The organism is Rhizobium sp. BK181, from assembly GCF_014193305.1.
Classification (GTDB): domain Bacteria; phylum Pseudomonadota; class Alphaproteobacteria; order Rhizobiales; family Rhizobiaceae; genus Rhizobium.
In genome coordinates this window covers 1-16,780 of sequence record NZ_JACHZA010000006.1, presented here as the reverse complement: position 1 = coordinate 16,780, position 16,780 = coordinate 1, and the positions used below count along the sequence as shown (strand labels likewise).

General features: G+C 58.7%; 12 protein-coding genes and 5 pseudogenes. All 17 read left to right on the top strand.

What is annotated here, in order from left to right; translation table 11 throughout:
* The first annotated feature begins 14 nt into the window (after positions 1 to 14).
* Positions 15 to 746: an amino acid ABC transporter ATP-binding protein gene (locus FHT77_RS16270; RefSeq protein WP_183755989.1), complete on the top strand. Its 732-nt coding sequence runs from the start codon at positions 15 to 17 to the stop codon at positions 744 to 746.
* Between the two features lie 58 nt (positions 747 to 804).
* Positions 805 to 1,686 (top strand): NAD(P)-dependent oxidoreductase, encoded by an 882-nt coding sequence (locus FHT77_RS16265; protein WP_183755988.1) that lies wholly within the window; start codon positions 805 to 807, stop codon positions 1,684 to 1,686.
* 12 nt (positions 1,687 to 1,698) lie between these two features.
* Positions 1,699 to 2,037, top strand: a complete 339-nt coding sequence (locus tag FHT77_RS16260) for a hypothetical protein (protein WP_183755987.1) — start codon at positions 1,699 to 1,701, stop codon at positions 2,035 to 2,037.
* A gap of 2 nt (positions 2,038 to 2,039) precedes the next feature.
* Positions 2,040 to 2,804, top strand: a complete 765-nt coding sequence (locus FHT77_RS16255) for an SDR family oxidoreductase (protein WP_183755986.1) — start codon at positions 2,040 to 2,042, stop codon at positions 2,802 to 2,804.
* Positions 2,773 to 3,351, top strand: coding sequence for a gluconokinase (locus FHT77_RS16250; protein ID WP_183755985.1), 579 nt, complete (start codon positions 2,773 to 2,775; stop codon positions 3,349 to 3,351). The genes FHT77_RS16255 and FHT77_RS16250 overlap by 32 nt, the downstream gene beginning before the upstream one ends.
* Positions 3,348 to 4,289: a 2-hydroxyacid dehydrogenase gene (locus FHT77_RS16245; protein WP_183755984.1), complete on the top strand. Its 942-nt coding sequence runs from the start codon at positions 3,348 to 3,350 to the stop codon at positions 4,287 to 4,289. The genes FHT77_RS16250 and FHT77_RS16245 overlap by 4 nt, the downstream gene beginning before the upstream one ends.
* A 15-nt stretch (positions 4,290 to 4,304) precedes the next feature.
* Entirely contained in the window at positions 4,305 to 5,336 is a 1,032-nt protein-coding gene (locus FHT77_RS16240; RefSeq protein WP_183755983.1) for an L-idonate 5-dehydrogenase, read from the top strand.
* 84 nt (positions 5,337 to 5,420) lie between these two features.
* Positions 5,421 to 6,851 (top strand): NADP-dependent phosphogluconate dehydrogenase, encoded by a 1,431-nt coding sequence (gene gndA, locus FHT77_RS16235; protein WP_183755982.1) that lies wholly within the window; start codon positions 5,421 to 5,423, stop codon positions 6,849 to 6,851.
* Between the two features lie 935 nt (positions 6,852 to 7,786).
* Positions 7,787 to 9,529 (top strand): putative bifunctional diguanylate cyclase/phosphodiesterase, encoded by a 1,743-nt coding sequence (locus tag FHT77_RS16230; protein WP_183755981.1) that lies wholly within the window; start codon positions 7,787 to 7,789, stop codon positions 9,527 to 9,529.
* Positions 9,530 to 9,891: 362 nt separating this feature from the next.
* The gene (locus tag FHT77_RS32250) at positions 9,892 to 10,128 is read left to right on the top strand and encodes a LacI family DNA-binding transcriptional regulator (protein WP_409527459.1); all 237 of its coding nucleotides are present in this window, start codon (positions 9,892 to 9,894) and stop codon (positions 10,126 to 10,128) included.
* A 588-nt stretch (positions 10,129 to 10,716) separates the two neighbouring features.
* On the top strand, positions 10,717 to 13,278 hold the full coding sequence (locus FHT77_RS16220) for an FAD-dependent oxidoreductase (RefSeq protein WP_183755979.1): 2,562 nt from the start codon (positions 10,717 to 10,719) through the stop codon (positions 13,276 to 13,278).
* Positions 13,279 to 13,387: 109 nt separating this feature from the next.
* A pseudogene (locus tag FHT77_RS32055) lies at positions 13,388 to 13,510 on the top strand (VapC toxin family PIN domain ribonuclease); the annotation flags it as partial.
* Positions 13,511 to 13,513: 3 nt separating this feature from the next.
* Positions 13,514 to 13,663: pseudogene (locus FHT77_RS31310) on the top strand (IS5/IS1182 family transposase); the annotation flags it as partial.
* A 1,199-nt stretch (positions 13,664 to 14,862) separates the two neighbouring features.
* Positions 14,863 to 14,994: pseudogene (locus tag FHT77_RS16210) on the top strand (cupin); the annotation flags it as partial.
* A 7-nt stretch (positions 14,995 to 15,001) separates the two neighbouring features.
* Positions 15,002 to 15,304 (top strand): annotated as a pseudogene (locus tag FHT77_RS31305) (SDR family NAD(P)-dependent oxidoreductase); the annotation flags it as partial.
* 232 nt (positions 15,305 to 15,536) lie between these two features.
* Positions 15,537 to 16,066 (top strand): annotated as a pseudogene (locus FHT77_RS16205) (hypothetical protein).
* Positions 16,067 to 16,411: 345 nt separating this feature from the next.
* Entirely contained in the window at positions 16,412 to 16,594 is a 183-nt protein-coding gene (locus FHT77_RS16200; protein WP_183755977.1) for a hypothetical protein, read from the top strand.
* The last annotated feature ends 186 nt before the right edge of the window (positions 16,595 to 16,780 follow it).

Sequence of the window (16,780 nt, the reverse complement as noted above, 5' to 3'; positions counted from 1 at the left end):
GAGAGGTAAAAGAGATGTCCGTCGTAATTGCAAACAATATCCGTAAGAGCTTTGGTCCGTTAGCAGTCCTCAAGGGTGTATCCCTGACGGTTCAAGGTGGCGAGGTTGTTGCTTTGATCGGCAGGAGTGGTTCGGGAAAGAGCACTTTTCTTCGGTGCCTGAACGGGCTTGAGACGATTGACGGTGGCGACATAGAAATCGCGGGTCACGCCATGTCAAGGAAGCCGGCCTTGCTTCGCGAACTACGCCGCGACGTCGGAATTGTTTTTCAAAGCTACAATCTTTTCCCTCACCTGACCGCGGGCGAGAACATCATGCTCGCCCCAGTGCAGGTCAAGGGTGAAGCGAAGTCGGCGGCGAAAGAGGAGGCCAGACGCTGCCTTGCGCTCGTTGGTCTCGCCGACCGTTTTGATTCCTATCCCGATATGCTTTCCGGAGGTCAGCAGCAACGCGTGGCGATCGCTCGTTCGCTAGCGATGCGGCCAAAGGTTCTTCTCTTCGACGAAGTGACGTCGGCGTTGGATCCTGAACTCACCGGCGAAGTCCTCGCGGTCATCGAAAGCTTGGCGCGCCAGGGAATGACGATGCTTCTCGTCACTCACGAGATGGGCTTTGCGCGACGCGTGGCCAACCGCACGATCTATATGAAAGACGGCGTCATTCACGAGGAGGGCCCGTCCGCAGAGTTCTTCACAAATCCAAAGACGCCGGAGCTACAGGCCTTCCTCCGATCCGAAGTCGGCTAACCAAACTAATTCCTTTAACTGAAATTCATTTGACCGCCCTCGGCGGAAAGGAGCTGCTGTGCCTACCAAACAGAAGATCGCTCTAGTCGGATGCGGCGTAATGGGAACAGCCATCGGGACCCGCCTCCTTCAGACCGGTCATACGGTGATTGCGTTTGATCTTGATCGCGGCAAGGTTTCGCAACTCGAAATACTGGGTGCGCAACCGGCAAGCTCCGCCGCCGATGCAGCGGCGAAGGCGAACTCTGTCGTGCTGAGCCTGAATTCGTCACGGATCGTGCGTGAGGCGGTGTTCGGTGGAGGAGGCGTCGTCCATGGCGCGAAGATCGGCACGGTGGTCGTCGACATGTCGTCTATCGAGCCCGTGGCGACGCGGCAACTGTCGGCCGATGCTGCGGAGGCGGGGTTGAAGTGGCTGGATTGTCCGCTGTCCGGAGGTGCCCCGAAGGCGTTGGAGGGAAAGCTGACCGTGATGGTCGGGGGCGATCCCACTGATTTCGCCCAAGCGAAGCTTATCCTTGACGACCTCTGCCAGAATTTGACGCTCATGGGGCCGAGCGGCTCCGGCCAGACCACAAAGCTCATCAACCAGGTTCTCTGCGCCTTGAACTTCGTCGCGGTCGCCGAAGCCACTAGACTCGCTGTCGACGCCGGTGTCGACGCCCAAAGAATTCCCGCGGCTCTAAGCGGGGGTCGCGCCGATAGCGCGATCCTGCAGGAGTACATGGGTAAGATGGCCAGAAACGACTATTCGCCCACTGGTCGCATCGACAACATGGTCAAAGACCTCATGGCAGTGCAATCACTCGCAGGACACACAGGCACTGCCATGCCGATGACCTCGCTTTGCATGGAAATTCACCGGTTGATGATGGCGGCTGGCCTCGGTGCGGCCGACAGCGCCGCGCTTGTTCGATTTTACGATGGCCCGAGAGGCTAAAGGAGTAGTGCAATGATCATTCGATATGCCGAGTTCGTGGGTGCAATCCGCGAAGGCAAGGAGTTCGAGTTCTTCCGTTTCGTCCAAGAGGTTTTGACCCCGCTCTGGACAAAGTTCGATGGCGCGGAAAGTGTGACGGTTTCCCGTGAGGTGGAACGCGATGAGGGAGCGCCTTCGATGCCGCTTCTTCTTGCCATTGCATACTCAGACAAGGGCGCGCTCGAACGAGCGATGGCCTGCGACGCAAGGTTCGAATCCCGAGAGCAGACCAAAACGCTACTCGAGATGTTTGATGGCGTGGTCTACCACCGGGTCACTGACCGCATAGTCCACCGGGCACTGGGCAACTGACGATGGCGGCTGATCTCTTCGATCTCTCTGGATCGCGGGCGCTTGTGACCGGCTCGTCCCAAGGTATCGGCTTCGCCTTGGCAACTGGCCTCGCCCGGTATGGTGCGCAGGTCGTCCTAAATGGTCGCGACGGCGTCAAACTGCGGGATGCCGCCGCCCGGCTCTGTGAAACCGGCGCGTCGGTCTCAATCTGCGAATTCGACGTCACTGACGCCGCAGCCGTAAAACGGGGAGTCGCGGAGATCGAGAGCAGCGGCCCCATCGACATCTTGATCAACAACGCTGGAATGCAATTTCGTTCGCCGCTCGAGGAGTTTCCTGCAGACCGCTGGGAGCAATTGTTGAAAACGAACGTGTCCAGCATCTTTTATGTCGGTCAGGCCGTCGCGCGGCATATGATCACCCGTCGTCGAGGCAAGATTTTGAATGTCGCCTCGGTGCAAAGCGAACTCGCCCGTCCAGGGATCGCTCCCTACACTGCGACGAAGGGCGCAGTAAAAAATCTGACGCGAGGCATGTGCACTGACTGGGCTAAGCATGGCCTGCAGATCAACGCGCTTGCGCCGGGGTATTTCAAGACCCCGCTCAATCAAGCGCTGGTCGACAGCCAGGAGTTTTCTAGCTGGCTGGAGAAGCGAACGCCAGCAGGCCGCTGGGGCGATGTCGATGAACTTGTGGGCGCGGCTGTGTTTCTGTCGTCCAAGGCTTCCTCTTTCGTGAATGGACACACGCTTTATGTCGACGGCGGTATCACCACCTCTCTTTAATGCGCCCCCAGGGATTGGCCCGCTGGTGGTAATGGGCGTCTCGGGGTGCGGTAAGACTTCAGTCGGAAAGCTGTTGGCTTATGATCTCGGATACCTGTTCATCGAAGGCGACAGCAAACACTCCGATGCCAGCATAGAGAAAATGTCCAACGGCATCCCTTTGACCGATGAGGACCGACTGCCGTGGCTGATGTCCCTTGGCCGAGAAATGGCGGCGAATCGACAAGTCGTCGTCTCGTGCTCGGCGTTGAAGCGATCTTATCGTGACGTTCTGCGCAACGGCGCCGGTACGCCGCTCAGCTTCGTTTTTCTTCATGGTGGCACGAAGACTCTGGCTGCGAGAATAGCCGCCCGAAACGAACACTTTATGCCGCTCTCGTTACTCGAAAGTCAGCTTGAGACGCTAGAGCCCCCGACCGATGAGCACGATGTCATCACAATCGAAATCGACCAGCCGTTCGAACACATCGTGTCGACAGTAATCACGTATGCGGGAAAGCTCGCACAACAACGCTATAAGGCGGAAATCTCACAGAGGAAACCATGACAAAGCCCGAAATTCTGCTCGTCGGGCCATATCCCGATTGGGACATGGTTGAGCTTGAAGACCGCTATATCGTCCACAAGCTCTACGAAGCCGCCGATCGTGATGCATTCCTGATGGACGTCGGCTCGGGTATCAGGGCCATCGCCACGCGTGGCGAACTTGGTGCGTCAGCAGAGTTGATGGAGTGCGTGCCGTGGGTCGAGCTCGTTTCCGTATACGGGGTTGGAACGGACGCCGTCGACCTTGGCTATGCCAAAGCTCGTGGCATAGCCGTTACCAACACGCCTGACATCCTGACGGACGACGTCGCGGATATTGCGCTGGGACTGTTGCTGGCAACAGCGCGTCTCATGCCGCAGGCAGATGTCTTCGTCCGGTCCGGTCAATGGGGAAAGGCCGTAATGCCGCTCGTCACGCGCGTCACCGGGAAGCGTCTCGGCGTTGTCGGCATGGGCCGGATCGGTCAGGCGATCGCAAGTCGGGCTGCCGCATTCAACTGCGATATACGCTATTTCTCACGCAACCCGCAGCCACAGGTCTCCTATGACCACGAACGCGATCTTGTCGCGCTTGCAGAGTGGAGCGAGTTTCTCGTTGTCATCGTACCGGGCGGCGAAGCGACCAGAAACATAATCGATGCTGATGTGCTTGAAGCACTCGGGCCTGATGGCATCCTTGTCAACGTATCGCGCGGATCGACTGTGGATGAAGAGGCGTTGATCGCCGCCCTTCAGAAACGATCTATCAAGGCAGCTGGTCTCGACGTGTTTTACAACGAACCAAAGATCGATCCGCGGTTCCTGGAGCTCGACAATGTCGTGCTGCAGCCGCATCACGGATCCGGTACAGTCGAAACCCGCAAGGCGATGGGCCAGCTGGTGCGCGACAATCTCGCCGCCCATTTCTCCGGCGACACCCTGCCGACGCCCGTTGTGTGAGGAGGACCATCCATCATGAAAGCCGTCGTCATCCATGCCGCCAAGGACCTGCGTATCGAAGAGCGCGAGTTGGAGACCTTGAGCGAGAACGAGGTCGAAGTCGCCATTGAAGCGGGCGGGATCTGTGGTTCCGATCTGCACTACTACAACCATGGTGGATTCGGCACCGTTCGGGTGCGCGAGCCGATGATCCTCGGACACGAGGTCGCAGGCACGATCAAGGCGGTCGGGGAGGGCGTGTCGCACCTGGTTATCGGCGATCGCGTCGCCGTGTCGCCAAGTCGGCCGTGCAACGCCTGTGCGTATTGCCTCATTGGGCAGCAGAACCACTGCCTCAACATGCGCTTCTATGGCAGTGCCATGCCGATGCCGCACATCCAGGGCGCCTTCCGCCAGCGGTTGATTGCAGAGCAATGGCAATGCCACAAGGTTGGCAACGAGATCTCCATCAACGAGGCGGCATTCGCCGAGCCGCTGGCGGTGACCCTGCATGCGGTCGTGCGCGCCGGTTCGCTGGCCGGCAAGCGCGTACTGGTCACCGGTTGTGGTCCGATCGGTGCACTGTCGATCATCTCTGCACGTGCGCATGGCGCCCGCGAGATCGTTGCCACCGACGTCATGGACGCTGTCCTCACGAAAGCTGCCGAGGTCGGCGCCGATCGCACCATCAACGTTGCCAATGCGGCTGCCGAGCTTGCGAGCTACGCTGGCAGCAAGGGTTACTTCGATGTCCACTTCGAGGCATCGGGCAATGCAAGCGCGGTCCGTTCCGGCATTGAAGTGCTAAAGCCCCGCTCGGTTCTTGTACAACTTGGCCTCGGGGGTGACGTCTCGATTCCGCAGAACATGGTCGTCGCCAAGGAGATCGAGATGAAGGGCACGTTCCGGTTCCATGAGGAGTTCGGCGTTGCGGTCGATCTCATCAATAGCCGGCGGGTCGATCTTAAGCCCCTGTTGAGCGGCATTTATCCGCTGACGGAAGCCGTTCAGGCTTTCGAGGCTGCCGGGGATCGGAGCAAATCGATGAAGGTACAGCTGGCCTTCTAGCCAGTCGATAGTGGACAGCTTTGGGCCGCCGCGTCCGTGGCGGTGCATCCCGTCATTGCGAGAAACGAAGAAAGCGGATGTATCGTGGAGAAGGCAGAAATCGGGCTGATCGGCCTTGCCGTCATGGGTTCCAACCTGGCGCTCAACATTGCGGAAAAAGGCAACAAGATTGCTGTTTTCAACCGTACTCCTGAGAAGACCGACGAATTCTACGAAAGCGCCGGCGATCTGAAGAAGCAGATCATTGCCTGCAAGACGATCGAAGAGTTCGTCGAGGCGATCAGCCCGCCACGCCCGATCATCATCATGATCAAGGCCGGCGAGGCCGTCGACCAGCAGATGGAGGCGCTGCGGCCGCACCTTACCAAAGGCGACATCATGATCGATGCCGGCAACGCCAATTTCCGCGACACGATCGCCCGTTTCGATCGCCTGAAGAACACCGACCTGACCTTCATTGGCATGGGCGTCTCGGGTGGCGAGGAAGGTGCGCGTCATGGTCCTTCAATCATGGTCGGCGGCACCGAAGACTCCTGGAAGCGCGTCGAGAAGGTGCTGACCTCGATTGCCGCCAAGTACAATGATGATCCGTGCGTCGCCTGGCTCGGCAATGACGGTGCCGGCCACTTCGTCAAGACGATCCACAACGGCATCGAATATGCCGATATGCAGATGATCGCTGAAATCTACGGCATCCTGCGCGACGGGCTTGGCAAGAGCGCCAAGGAGATCAGTGGTATCTTCGGCGAATGGAACAAGGGCCGCCTGAACTCCTATCTGATCGAAATCTCCGAGAAGGTGCTGGCCGCCAGCGATCCGGTCTCCGGCGGCCCGATGGTCGACATGATCCTCGACAAGGCGGGTCAGAAGGGCACCGGCAAATGGTCGGCCATCGAAGCCCAGAATATGGGCATCCCGGCCACCGCAATCGAAGCGGCTGTCGCCGCTCGCAGCCTGTCATCGATGAAGACCGAGCGCGAGGCGGCCGAGAAGATCTTCGGCAAGCCGGAATACAAGTTCCCGATGGCCTACGGTTCGGACCTCGACAAGGATCTCGAATTGGCGCTTTTCGCCGCCAAGATCGGTGCCTACGCGCAGGGCTTTGCGGTAATGGCGGAAGCCTCGCGCGAGTTCAACTGGTCGCTGCCGATGCCTGTCATCGCCAAGATCTGGCGTGCCGGCTGCATCATCCGCTCGCAGTTCCTCGACGAGATCACCTCGGCCTTCACCAAGGCTCCGGATGCGGCCAACCTGATCGTGACGCCGGCCTTCTCCGAGATGGTGAAGGAATCGCTGCCGGCCCTGCGGCGTGTGGTTGGTGCCGCTCTGCAGGCTGGCCTGCCGGTTCCGGCCCTGACCTCGGCTTTGACCTATTTCGATGCCTATCGCCAGGGCCGCGGCACCGCTAACCTGATCCAGGCACAGCGCGACTTCTTCGGCGCCCATGGCTTCGACCGCCTCGACGGCAAGGACTTCCACCACGGCCCATGGGGCAGTGGTGCGGCCACATTCTGAATCCATTGTTCGACCCGCGCTATATTTATTTCGAGCTCAGCTGATTGAAGGACAACGATTCAAATTCGTTCAAGAGCTCCAGCGTCTTTCCCTCAATATACTACCGCGATGACTCATATCAGGTCGTCATACCGCCGTGCAGTAAATGCTGGCTCTGGCCGGACAAATTTTGCGACGTCACTCTCACCGCTTGACCTACGCGTGTTTTGATGTTCGTCCGAATGCAAGCATAACAACGGTCCCTGGTACACCGGATCCGAGTGAGCCCATTGCAGACCGAGGAATTGGCTTTTAGGGATGACGGGCGACTCGTCGGCCGTTCGGCGCTGATGCAGCGTGATTGTCGAGGCTTGCTCGCAATCATTTGGCCTTGCAGAATATTTGGGACCGTCATCCGGTGGATCCTAGTGGGCTCCATCGAGAATATGTGGGCGATACGGACGACCGGATCTTCGGAGAGACTCAAATCGGCGGAGCGTAAATATACATTTTGGGGAGGCAATGCTGAAGGAAGCCAGAGGCGAGGTCGCATAAAAGCGCCGGGCGATCCACGAAGACAAAAGCTCATCGGTATGGAGCCAGCCTTACCGGCAATCGCTGTTCGCATAAGCTCGTTCTCATGCGAACGCTGCGTCGGCGTGCTCCCATCTCTCAATGGCTTCATCGGTAATTCATTCCCTTCCACTTTCCATTATTGATAGCGAAGGTGGGCTCCGCCCGTTACAACACCATCTAGTGACAGCGACGACAACGTTCTTCGCATTATCAGGACGAGTGGAGCGCGCAGCAGCATCCTGGGGACGGTAGCCTATTGGTATCTACCCTCTTTCCGCGCGCACGGAATGTCGCGGGCTCATTTTTGTTCAGAGCTTGCTAACTTGCGGTTGATATATTGGCCCCAAACGAAAGATCTTCTAGAAAGGAGGCGATAGCAGATGGGCGGCCGTACGGCTTATTCACCGAGCAACATCGATGACGAGATTGATCGACAAATGGAATTTTCGGTTCAGTCAAACGTCATGAATTTTGCCGAGGCTACAACCCTTTCGCTCGTCACCGTCGACGAAACCGGCAAAATCGAGTTCGTCAACCGCGCGATGACCGATCTGTTCGGCTTCGACCGAGAGGAGATGGTTGGGCAACCAATCGAAATCATTGTCCCCGAGCGCATGCGCGGTGCACATCGCGCCGGCCTGGCGCGTGTTGTTGCAGGTGGCGGGACGGCACTTTCGGGAAAAACGATCGAGGTGACGGCGCGCAGGAAGGACGGATCAGAGTTTCCGATCGACATCGCGCTGTCTGTTTGGCGCGGCGAACAAGGGATTGCCGTCGGCGCAATCATTCGCGATATTTCGCAGGCTCGGGAGCGTGACGCGCGCCTGATGCGGTTGGCGCATCATGACCTCCTAACCGGCCTTTGCAACCGTTTCCGCTTCGAGGCACAGCTGTCGGAGCTGTTCGAGAAAACAACGCTAGCCGCTGTGCTTTTGATCGATCTCGATGGCTTCAAAGAGGTGAATGACAGCGCCGGCCACGCCGCCGGCGACGCGTTGCTGCAGGCGGTGGGGATCCGTCTCGCGACCGTCACGCCAGCGCAAGCGACTCTCGCACGCTTTGGAGGGGACGAATTTGCTATGCTTGTGCCAGGAATGACCGATCCCCTTGTCACCCAGTCCCTGGCGTCGCAAGTGATCTGCGCGCTTGAACCACCTTTCGAAGTGAACCACGAATTGTTCCATATAGGCGCGAGTGTCGGCTATGCTTTCGGTCCAAGTGACGGAAACGACGCGGAGGAGCTCATTGCAAGTGCAGACGTCGCCCTCTATCGCGCCAAGCAAGATGGCGGACGGTGCATTCGAGTGTTCTCACCTGACATGCGCCTCGAAGCAGTTTCCCGGCGCGCTGTCATTGATGACTTGCGTAGAGCCTTCCGGCTCAATGAACTTGAGTTGCACTATCAGCCGCAGGTATCGCTCACAGACGGTAAGATCTTCGGCGTCGAGGCGCTGCTGCGTTGGCGCCATCCGCAAAAGGGCTTGTTATTTCCAGGAACATTCCTAGCCGCGCTCGAAACCAGTTCCCTGGCGTTGCCCATCGGCTGGTGGATACTCGACGAGGCGTGTCGTCAACTGGCCGAATGGCAGCGACAGGGCGTCGACGACCTCAAGGTTGGCGTGAACCTCTTTGCAGCGCAGTTTCGTTCTCCGTCGTTGGTACAGCAAGTGCGCCGTGCCCTCGAAAAACATGGGTTAAAGCCTTCGATGCTGGAGCTGGAGGTTACTGAGACAATTGCTCTCCTTGATGACGGCAATTCCTTTTCAGCAATGCGCGATCTGCGAGCGCTCGGCATCGACATCGCCTTCGATGATTTCGGGACCGGATTTGCTTCGCTGAGTTCGCTTCAACGTTTCCCGCTTACAACTCTGAAGATCGATCGGTCGTTCGTAGGTGAACTACTGACAAAACCTCAAGACGCCGCGATTGTACGCGCTATTGTTTCGATGGGAAATGAACTGGGGCTTCATACCATCGCAGAAGGGGTTGAGACAGCGGAGCAAGAAGCCTTTCTCAAGAGGCTCGGATGTAAAGGTGTCCAGGGCTACAGATATGGCAAGCCACAGCCCGCAGCCGCGATTGCTGCTATGGCAGGACGAGCCAGGATTTTGCCCTCCAATTAGGGCTCTTTTCGAAAGCGCGCATACCTGTGATTTGCTCGTCCATTCGCTTTTGGTCCTCGGCTATTGGCAGGAGACTACCGGTCAGCGGCGGACGAACCTTCGGAACAGCCGAAGACCTGTGTCCGCAACGTCAGTGCGGTCCCGCGCGCCCCTTTGATAGCGTCAGGCGCGTTCACCCTGCATGGCGCATTTTGTTGCGGGAGTGAGGCCGATAGCTGAAACGCTACGGCGCTGGAGACGTGGGGCCAATGCGGGTCAAGAAGTCTTCGTCCCGCGCGCGACGCCAGTATCGAGGTTATTCTCGCAATCCTCTGCCGAGTTGACAACTGTTTTGCTCAACATCCGGTGATTGCTGAGGTTGGATGGAGAGAATGGCAACAGTTCGCGATGTTGCGAACGAGGCAGGCGTTTCCGTCGCGACGGTAAGTCACTTAACCAATCAATCGTGGTTTGTGACACCCGAGACTAAGCTTCGTGTCCCTGGAGGGCAATCACCGATCTCCGTTACAGTCGCGATGAGTTGCACATTCGCTTCGCCGATCAAAAACCGGAACCATCGGGGTCATCATCTCCGCCATAACCAACCCCTTCTTTGCTGAGCTGGTAAAAGGCATCGGTGAAGTCGTAAGCAGTTGCTCGGGCGAAGCTGGCCCTTGTGTTCTGGCGCTCTGGCAAGCCCGCTCTGAGTGGCCTTTTTCGCCAGACGCTGGCATTGAGCCCATTGCGAGATTACACCGCTCTGCCTCGCAAAGCCTTCTGCTTTCATCTCTGGGCCAGGGCATCCGTGCTCCATCTTCCGAGCGACTATTGAGCCAGGGCAGCCAGCTATCCAAAGAACTCGGCCGGGTAGTGTGCGGACGACTTTAGGGGCGCGCGGTAACCTCAAGATGGGGGCCGTCCAAATATGGGGACCTCGCTCAGGCCTATCCAGAGCAATCCCCGAATTCAGCTTAGCGAGGGGACGGGCCACCTTCACCCAGGAACATAAGGACTAAGGCGATCAGCGATGTCGAGTTGATCAAGCCTCAACCTAGGCCGGCGCGATTGCGCCGATGTCGCGGGGGGCGGAGCCAATGACGATTATGAGCTGCCCAACATCGTGGTTTTTATGCGAAGAGGTCTGACCGAGAATTGAAAATTGGATGTGCCGTGGCACATTCGTCGAAGAACCAAGAAGGAACCGGCACGTGGCGGAATTTCCAAGCAAGGCAAAAGTCGTCATCATCGGTCTCGGCGGCATCGTTGGCGCTTCGATCGCGCATCACCTGATCGAACGCGGATGGGACGACATCGTCGGCATCGACAAATCGGGTATCCCGACTGACATCGGCTCGACCGCCCACGCCTCCGACTTCTGTTACACCACCAGCCACGACTATCTCTCGGTCTGGACAACCCAGTATTCCATCGATTTCTACGAGAGAATGGGCCACTACTCCCGCATTGGCGGCCTTGAAGTCGCTCGCACCGGCGATGACTCCTGGATGGACGAAATCAAGCGCAAGCTCACCTCCGCCAAGGCCTTCGGCACCAACGCCCGCTATGTCTCGCCCGCAGAGATCAAGGACATGTTCCCGCTGATCGAGGAAGATCAGGTTCAGGGCGGCATGTTCGATCCCGACGCCGGCCTCGTCATCCCACGCTCGCAGACGGTTGCCGGCAAGCTCGTCGACGCAGCCGAGAAGTCCGGCAAGCTCAGGATGTTTGGCAACACGCCGGCCCAGTCGCTGATCGTCGAAGGCGGCCGCATCAAGGGCGTCGTCACCCACCGCGGCACCATCATGGCCGACCACGTCATCGTCTGCGCGGGCCTCTGGGGCCGCCTGATTGCCGAGATGGTCGGTGAGGACCTGCCGGTCATGCCGGTCGATCATCCGTTGACCTTCTTCGGCCCCTACAACGAGTTCGAAGGCACGGGCAAGGAAATCGGCTTCCCGTTGCTGCGCGACCAGGGCAATTCGGCCTATATGCGCGACACCGGCGACCCGAAGACGACAGAAGGCGGCCAGATCGAGTGGGGCTACTACGAAACCACCAATCCGCGCATGTGTCATCCGCGCGAACTGCTCGAGAAGCACGAAGCGCGCCTCTCGCCCTCGCAGCGCGACCTCGAAATGGAGCAGATCCTCGAGCCGCTCGAAAAAGCCATGGAGCTGACGCCGATCCTCGGCGAACTCGGCTATAACGAAGGACACTCCTTCAACGGCCTGTTGCAGGTTTCCGCCGCCGGCGGCCCCTCCTGCGGCGAGAGCCAGAAGGTGCGCGGTCTCTGGTACTGCATCGCCATCTGGGTCAAGGACGGTCCGGGCTACGGCAAGCTCATCGCCGACTGGATCACCGACGGCCGCACCGAGATCGACCACAACTCGATCGACTACGCCCGCTTCTATCCGCACCAGCTGACCGAGGAATTCATCGCCGGCCGTTGCTACGAGGCCGCGCAGAAGATCTACTTCCCCGCCGTTCACCCCCGCGAACCCTACCTCTCCGGCCGCAACGCCAAGCGCTCGCCCTTCTACGAGCGCGAGAAGGAGCTTGGCGGCTACTTCATGGAATTGGGCGGCTGGGAACGCGCCCATGGCTATGCCGCCAACGAGCATCTTCTGGAGAAATACGCAGACCGCGTTCCGCTCCGCGAAAACGAATGGGACAACCGCCACTTCTGGCGCGTATCCAATGCCGAGCATCTGGCGATGAGCGAGGATTGCGGCATCGTCAACCTCAGCCATTTCCATATCGTTGACCTCGAAGGCCCCGACCATGTCGAGCTCTTGGAATGGCTCTGCGCCGCCAAGATCGGCGGTGACGGGAACATCGGCAAGGGCATCTATACCCACTTCCTCGACGATGAGGGTATGGTGCGCGCCGACTTCACCGTTATCCGCATGACCGATCGTTGCCGCCTCATCAACGGCGCCGACGCCGGCCCGCGCGATTTCCATTACATGAAGCGCGTGGCCGAGGATCGCGGCCTCGACGTCACCATCACCGATGTCTCGGAAAAGTTTATCACCATCGGCATCTGGGGTCCGAACGCCCGCGAGACGCTGAAGAAGGTCGTGGCCGATCCGGCTGCGCTCGACCCCGAAAACTTCGCCTTCGCGGCCATCAAGCCGGTCGAGATTGCGGGCAAGACGGTCACTGCCTTCCGCATTTCCTATGTCGGCGAGCAGGGCTGGGAACTGCACATGAAGTACGAGGACGGCCTCGCCGTCTGGGACACACTGCGCGCCACTGGCGTCATGCCATTCGGCGTCGAAACCTACGCCAACTCGCGCCGCATGGAAAAGTCGCTGCGTCTGCAGAACGGCGACCTGCTCACCCAGTATAACCTGCTGGAAGCTGACCTCGCTCGTCCGAAGGTCAAGGAAGCCGATTTCCGTGGCAAGGCCAAGCACCTGGAATACAAGGCGCGCGACCATCAGCCGGCGATGCTTTGCACGCTCGTCATGACCGAGAACACCGACAGCAAGGGGGTCAAACGCTACCCCGTCGGCTCCATGCCGGTCATGGACCCGGAAACCGGCAAGACGCTAGTCGATAGCGTTGGCCGCATCTCCTACACCACCTCCGTCGCCTACGGTCCGACGGTCGGCAAGAACATCGCGCTCGCCTATCTCCCGTGGGAGTACTGCGAGGTCGGCCGCAAGCTGAATGTCGAATATTTCGCCGAAACCTACCCGGTTGAAGTCATCAGTGTCGGCTACAAGCCGATCTACGACCCGGAGAACCTGAAGCCGCGCACGTGATTGCGAGCCGCCCTCGCGTGAGGAAATGAGAGACAGTAATCCGTTCGCTCCAATGATTTGAGGGAAGCTGCAGCGGTTGGCGCCTATATCTCGAGTGCCACCGCTGATGCTTGAGAGCGAAGTGCTACCCCATTTTTCAAAGCGCATACTGTCCTTCAATCTAGCGGCTTCACAGTTTTACTCGCTCGGCACGGCTGATGGCTACATTGCCGCCACAGCAGTAGGGAATGGCCCTGACCGCGCCGCTTACAAGCAGCGTAACGTCGTCGAGCGTATGTTCTGCCGTCTCAAGGACTGGCGTCGCCTCGCCACCCGCTTTGATCGCAACATCAAAAACGTCATGGGCGCCGTCGCTCTCGCCGCAGCCGTCATCTGGTGGCTGTAGTGAGGCCGGACCCTGGTCCGATCAGTAACCGGGATATTTCCACGGAGGATAATTCGCGGTTCAACGAGCTTAAGGGCAAGACAGGGAGCCGTCGATGCTAAGATTCCCAGAATTCCCATCGTGGACTGGGCGGCGGCAAAGCGCGGGCTCGTGACGGAAACCACCATATTGGCGAGACGGTCGTGGGGGTCTTTGAAGGTCCACCGAAATCCCGGATCGAAGACCGATTCACGGTCCTTCGTGACTGCGATAGGGCCGCAACCCGCCGCTCTTCAGGCACGATGGCTGAGTTGCCCGCCCGCCCACCGGAGTCGGATTTGATCCTTTGGAGAGATCGACCAACGTCCCGACCATCACGCGACCAAAGACCGATGCTAGATTGCTGAGGATTGCATATTGTTCAAGGGCCACAACTAGCCGTGGCCGGTATCGCGGGTTGGGGCGCCGCGATACCGAGGGCCTCGCGCTTAATGCGTTGAGGCCCTGTTGATCTTGCGCTCCTTGAATGCGGTTCGTTGGCGCTTAGAGGGTTGCCATGCCGAGATCCATGACGACAGGACTCAGGATTTTGATCCTCAATCTCGGACCCCGATCCTGGCGCTCAATCCCAAGGGACGTAGGGGTGAAGACAGTACGGCATGCCCGCGAACTGGATCTCATCGAATTCCTCGACAGTAACCCCGACAACAAAAGATGCCGCCTCACCGAAAAGGGTTTGGTTTTGAAACGGCGTTTGTTGGCGAGCGAACGGATTCGCATACATCGCGCGGTGGAGGTTTCTCGAATTCCGCAACGTGTCGACGAAGAGCATCGAGGTTAAACAGAGCTCTGCAAATCCGTTCCAGCGGGGCAACATTTGGACCGATTTTTTTGCGAACCTCGAGCTGCGTCGCCGCAGCCGGGAGCTCTGCGATCGTCGCAACGGCGTCGTTGTGTCGTTCCCGCCAAATGAAACGATGGCTACGTCGATGACACTATCCTGATCCATTTGTGCCGGCACGCCTGTGAGCGCTGGCTGTCCTGCAGTCGGATCCAGACCACCTGCTTTGGTTCTTGCCGCCCGACCAAATGAAGATGCTGCCGATTAACCGTGACGTTCCGGTCGGCCTCGGCCGAGCAGCCGGTACATTCTACCTGCTGAGCGCCCCGGCGCATGTCCGCCATCCCGGCAAACATATCGGCATCGCCGATGCCAACCGGGGTGTACCGAAACCCTTGACGAGGGCGGAGGCCAGCGTTTCCGGCCCAACCTTGTCCACGGCGTCAAGGCGCTGGAAAAGGGCCGGTTGATCGATTCCTTCACGCCGCATCGCGCCGAATTCCTGAAGTGAGCCTGAGATGACCCTGTTCGACCTTTCAGGACAGGTGGCTGTTAGTTACCGGTGCCAATCCCGGCCTTGGCCAGGCGATCGCCGTCGCCTTGGCTGCGGCCGGTGACTCCATCGTAGCGGTCGGCCGCACGGCGATGGACGAAACCGAGGCTGCAGTGGCCAGACCGGCGCAGGTTTTCACGCCATCAAGGCCGATCCTAGTTCGATAGAGCCGGTCAACGCAATCGTCGACGAGACGGTCAGGACCTGTGGAAAGCTCGACATCCTGATCAAAAATGCGGGCATCATACGCTGTGCGGACGCCATCGACTTGGCCGCTTAGGCCGACCCAATTAGTCTATTGATACCGCGTTGCGAAAATGCCGAACGCCCTGACCGCCTTGACGAACGGAGTGCGATTAGATGGGATATTCGGCTTTCCGTCTCAGCGTGACCATTGTGGATTGCGGTGCTGCGCTTCTGGCTGATGGTCAAACGAGGTCATGTCTCTCAACAGCCTCAAACATCAAAGGGAGAAGCGCAGCATGAAACACTAATGCGCACTGGATGTGTCGGTGAAAGGGACCGCGGTCTGCATTGTTGATGACACAGGCAAAATTTGCCGAGAGGTGAAAGTTGCCAGTCACCCTGAGGATTTGATCTCAGTGATCAAGGATCCGAAGTGGCAGATTGAGCAGATCGGTCTTGCAGCCGGACCACTGTCGCAATGGCTTTATGAAGGAATTGCCACGGCAGGATTGCCGGTGATCTGCATCGAGACGAGGCATGCAAAGGTGGTCGGTTCTGTGCTCGGGCTGACGCCGAAACTGAATGAGCCTGGTGAAAGCAAGCGGGTCGGGGGCGTATCCTGTTGCGGTGACGCGTCGATGCTTTACAAGCAGCACAAGTCCTGCTTGTAAACGTCAAGAAATGGTCGTGGCTAAAAGCGTGGGCGACGAATATCGCCAGACGCCGCGGCAGGCAAAAGGTGGTTGTCGGGTTGGCTCGACGGCTTGCGGTGATCATGCATCGCATGTGGAGTGACGGAACCGAATTCTGCTGGACACGGGAGAGCTTGCCTGTTGCTGCGTAGTTAGCAACCAACCACTGCAGTGGGCACGATCCGAATTTCGACTTTGGTCTTAGACTAAGGACTCGGGAGTTGTTCGACCTCGTTCCCTCGCGCACTGGTCCTGGGAACTGCATAATGATCGAAGGGTGGTTCTTGGGGACCTACCAACTGTCTCGGCCATAGCTCCGGCGACTGTTCAGCCGGCAGCGCACTTCGTTTGTGCGAAGGGCGAAGCTTTGTCCAAGGCAATGGGCAACTTAGGGGAGGGTGTCATCGTACAATCTATTCGTTCAGATCTAGATTTCATCCTGCGGAATGCTCAGGGCGAAAGCCTGACTGACATCTTTGGACGGTGTGCAACACTTCATGCGAGCCTCGGGTGGCTCGCTGACGGCGGCAGGCCAGGTGGTGGTGACGCACGAGGTGCTTAACGGCGACGAGTTCACGGTGATCCACGGCAATGTCGACAGTAACACCGATGCCGACTTCGTGCTGATGCTGAAGGGCAACTACAACCTGACGGCCAGCGACTTCAACGGCGTCTCTTAGAGGGGACGAGCGCGTCTCCTCGACCGGGGCAATCCCGGTCGGGGACTTTCTGTTCAATGCGCCGGTCCGGGCGACGGGTTGATGCCCTGATGTCCGCGGCGCTGATGTGGGGGGCATGCGATGACGAAGAAGAAGAGCGAGCCGCAATACAGGATCCCCGGATTGCGCGGCATCCTTGCCTATCTG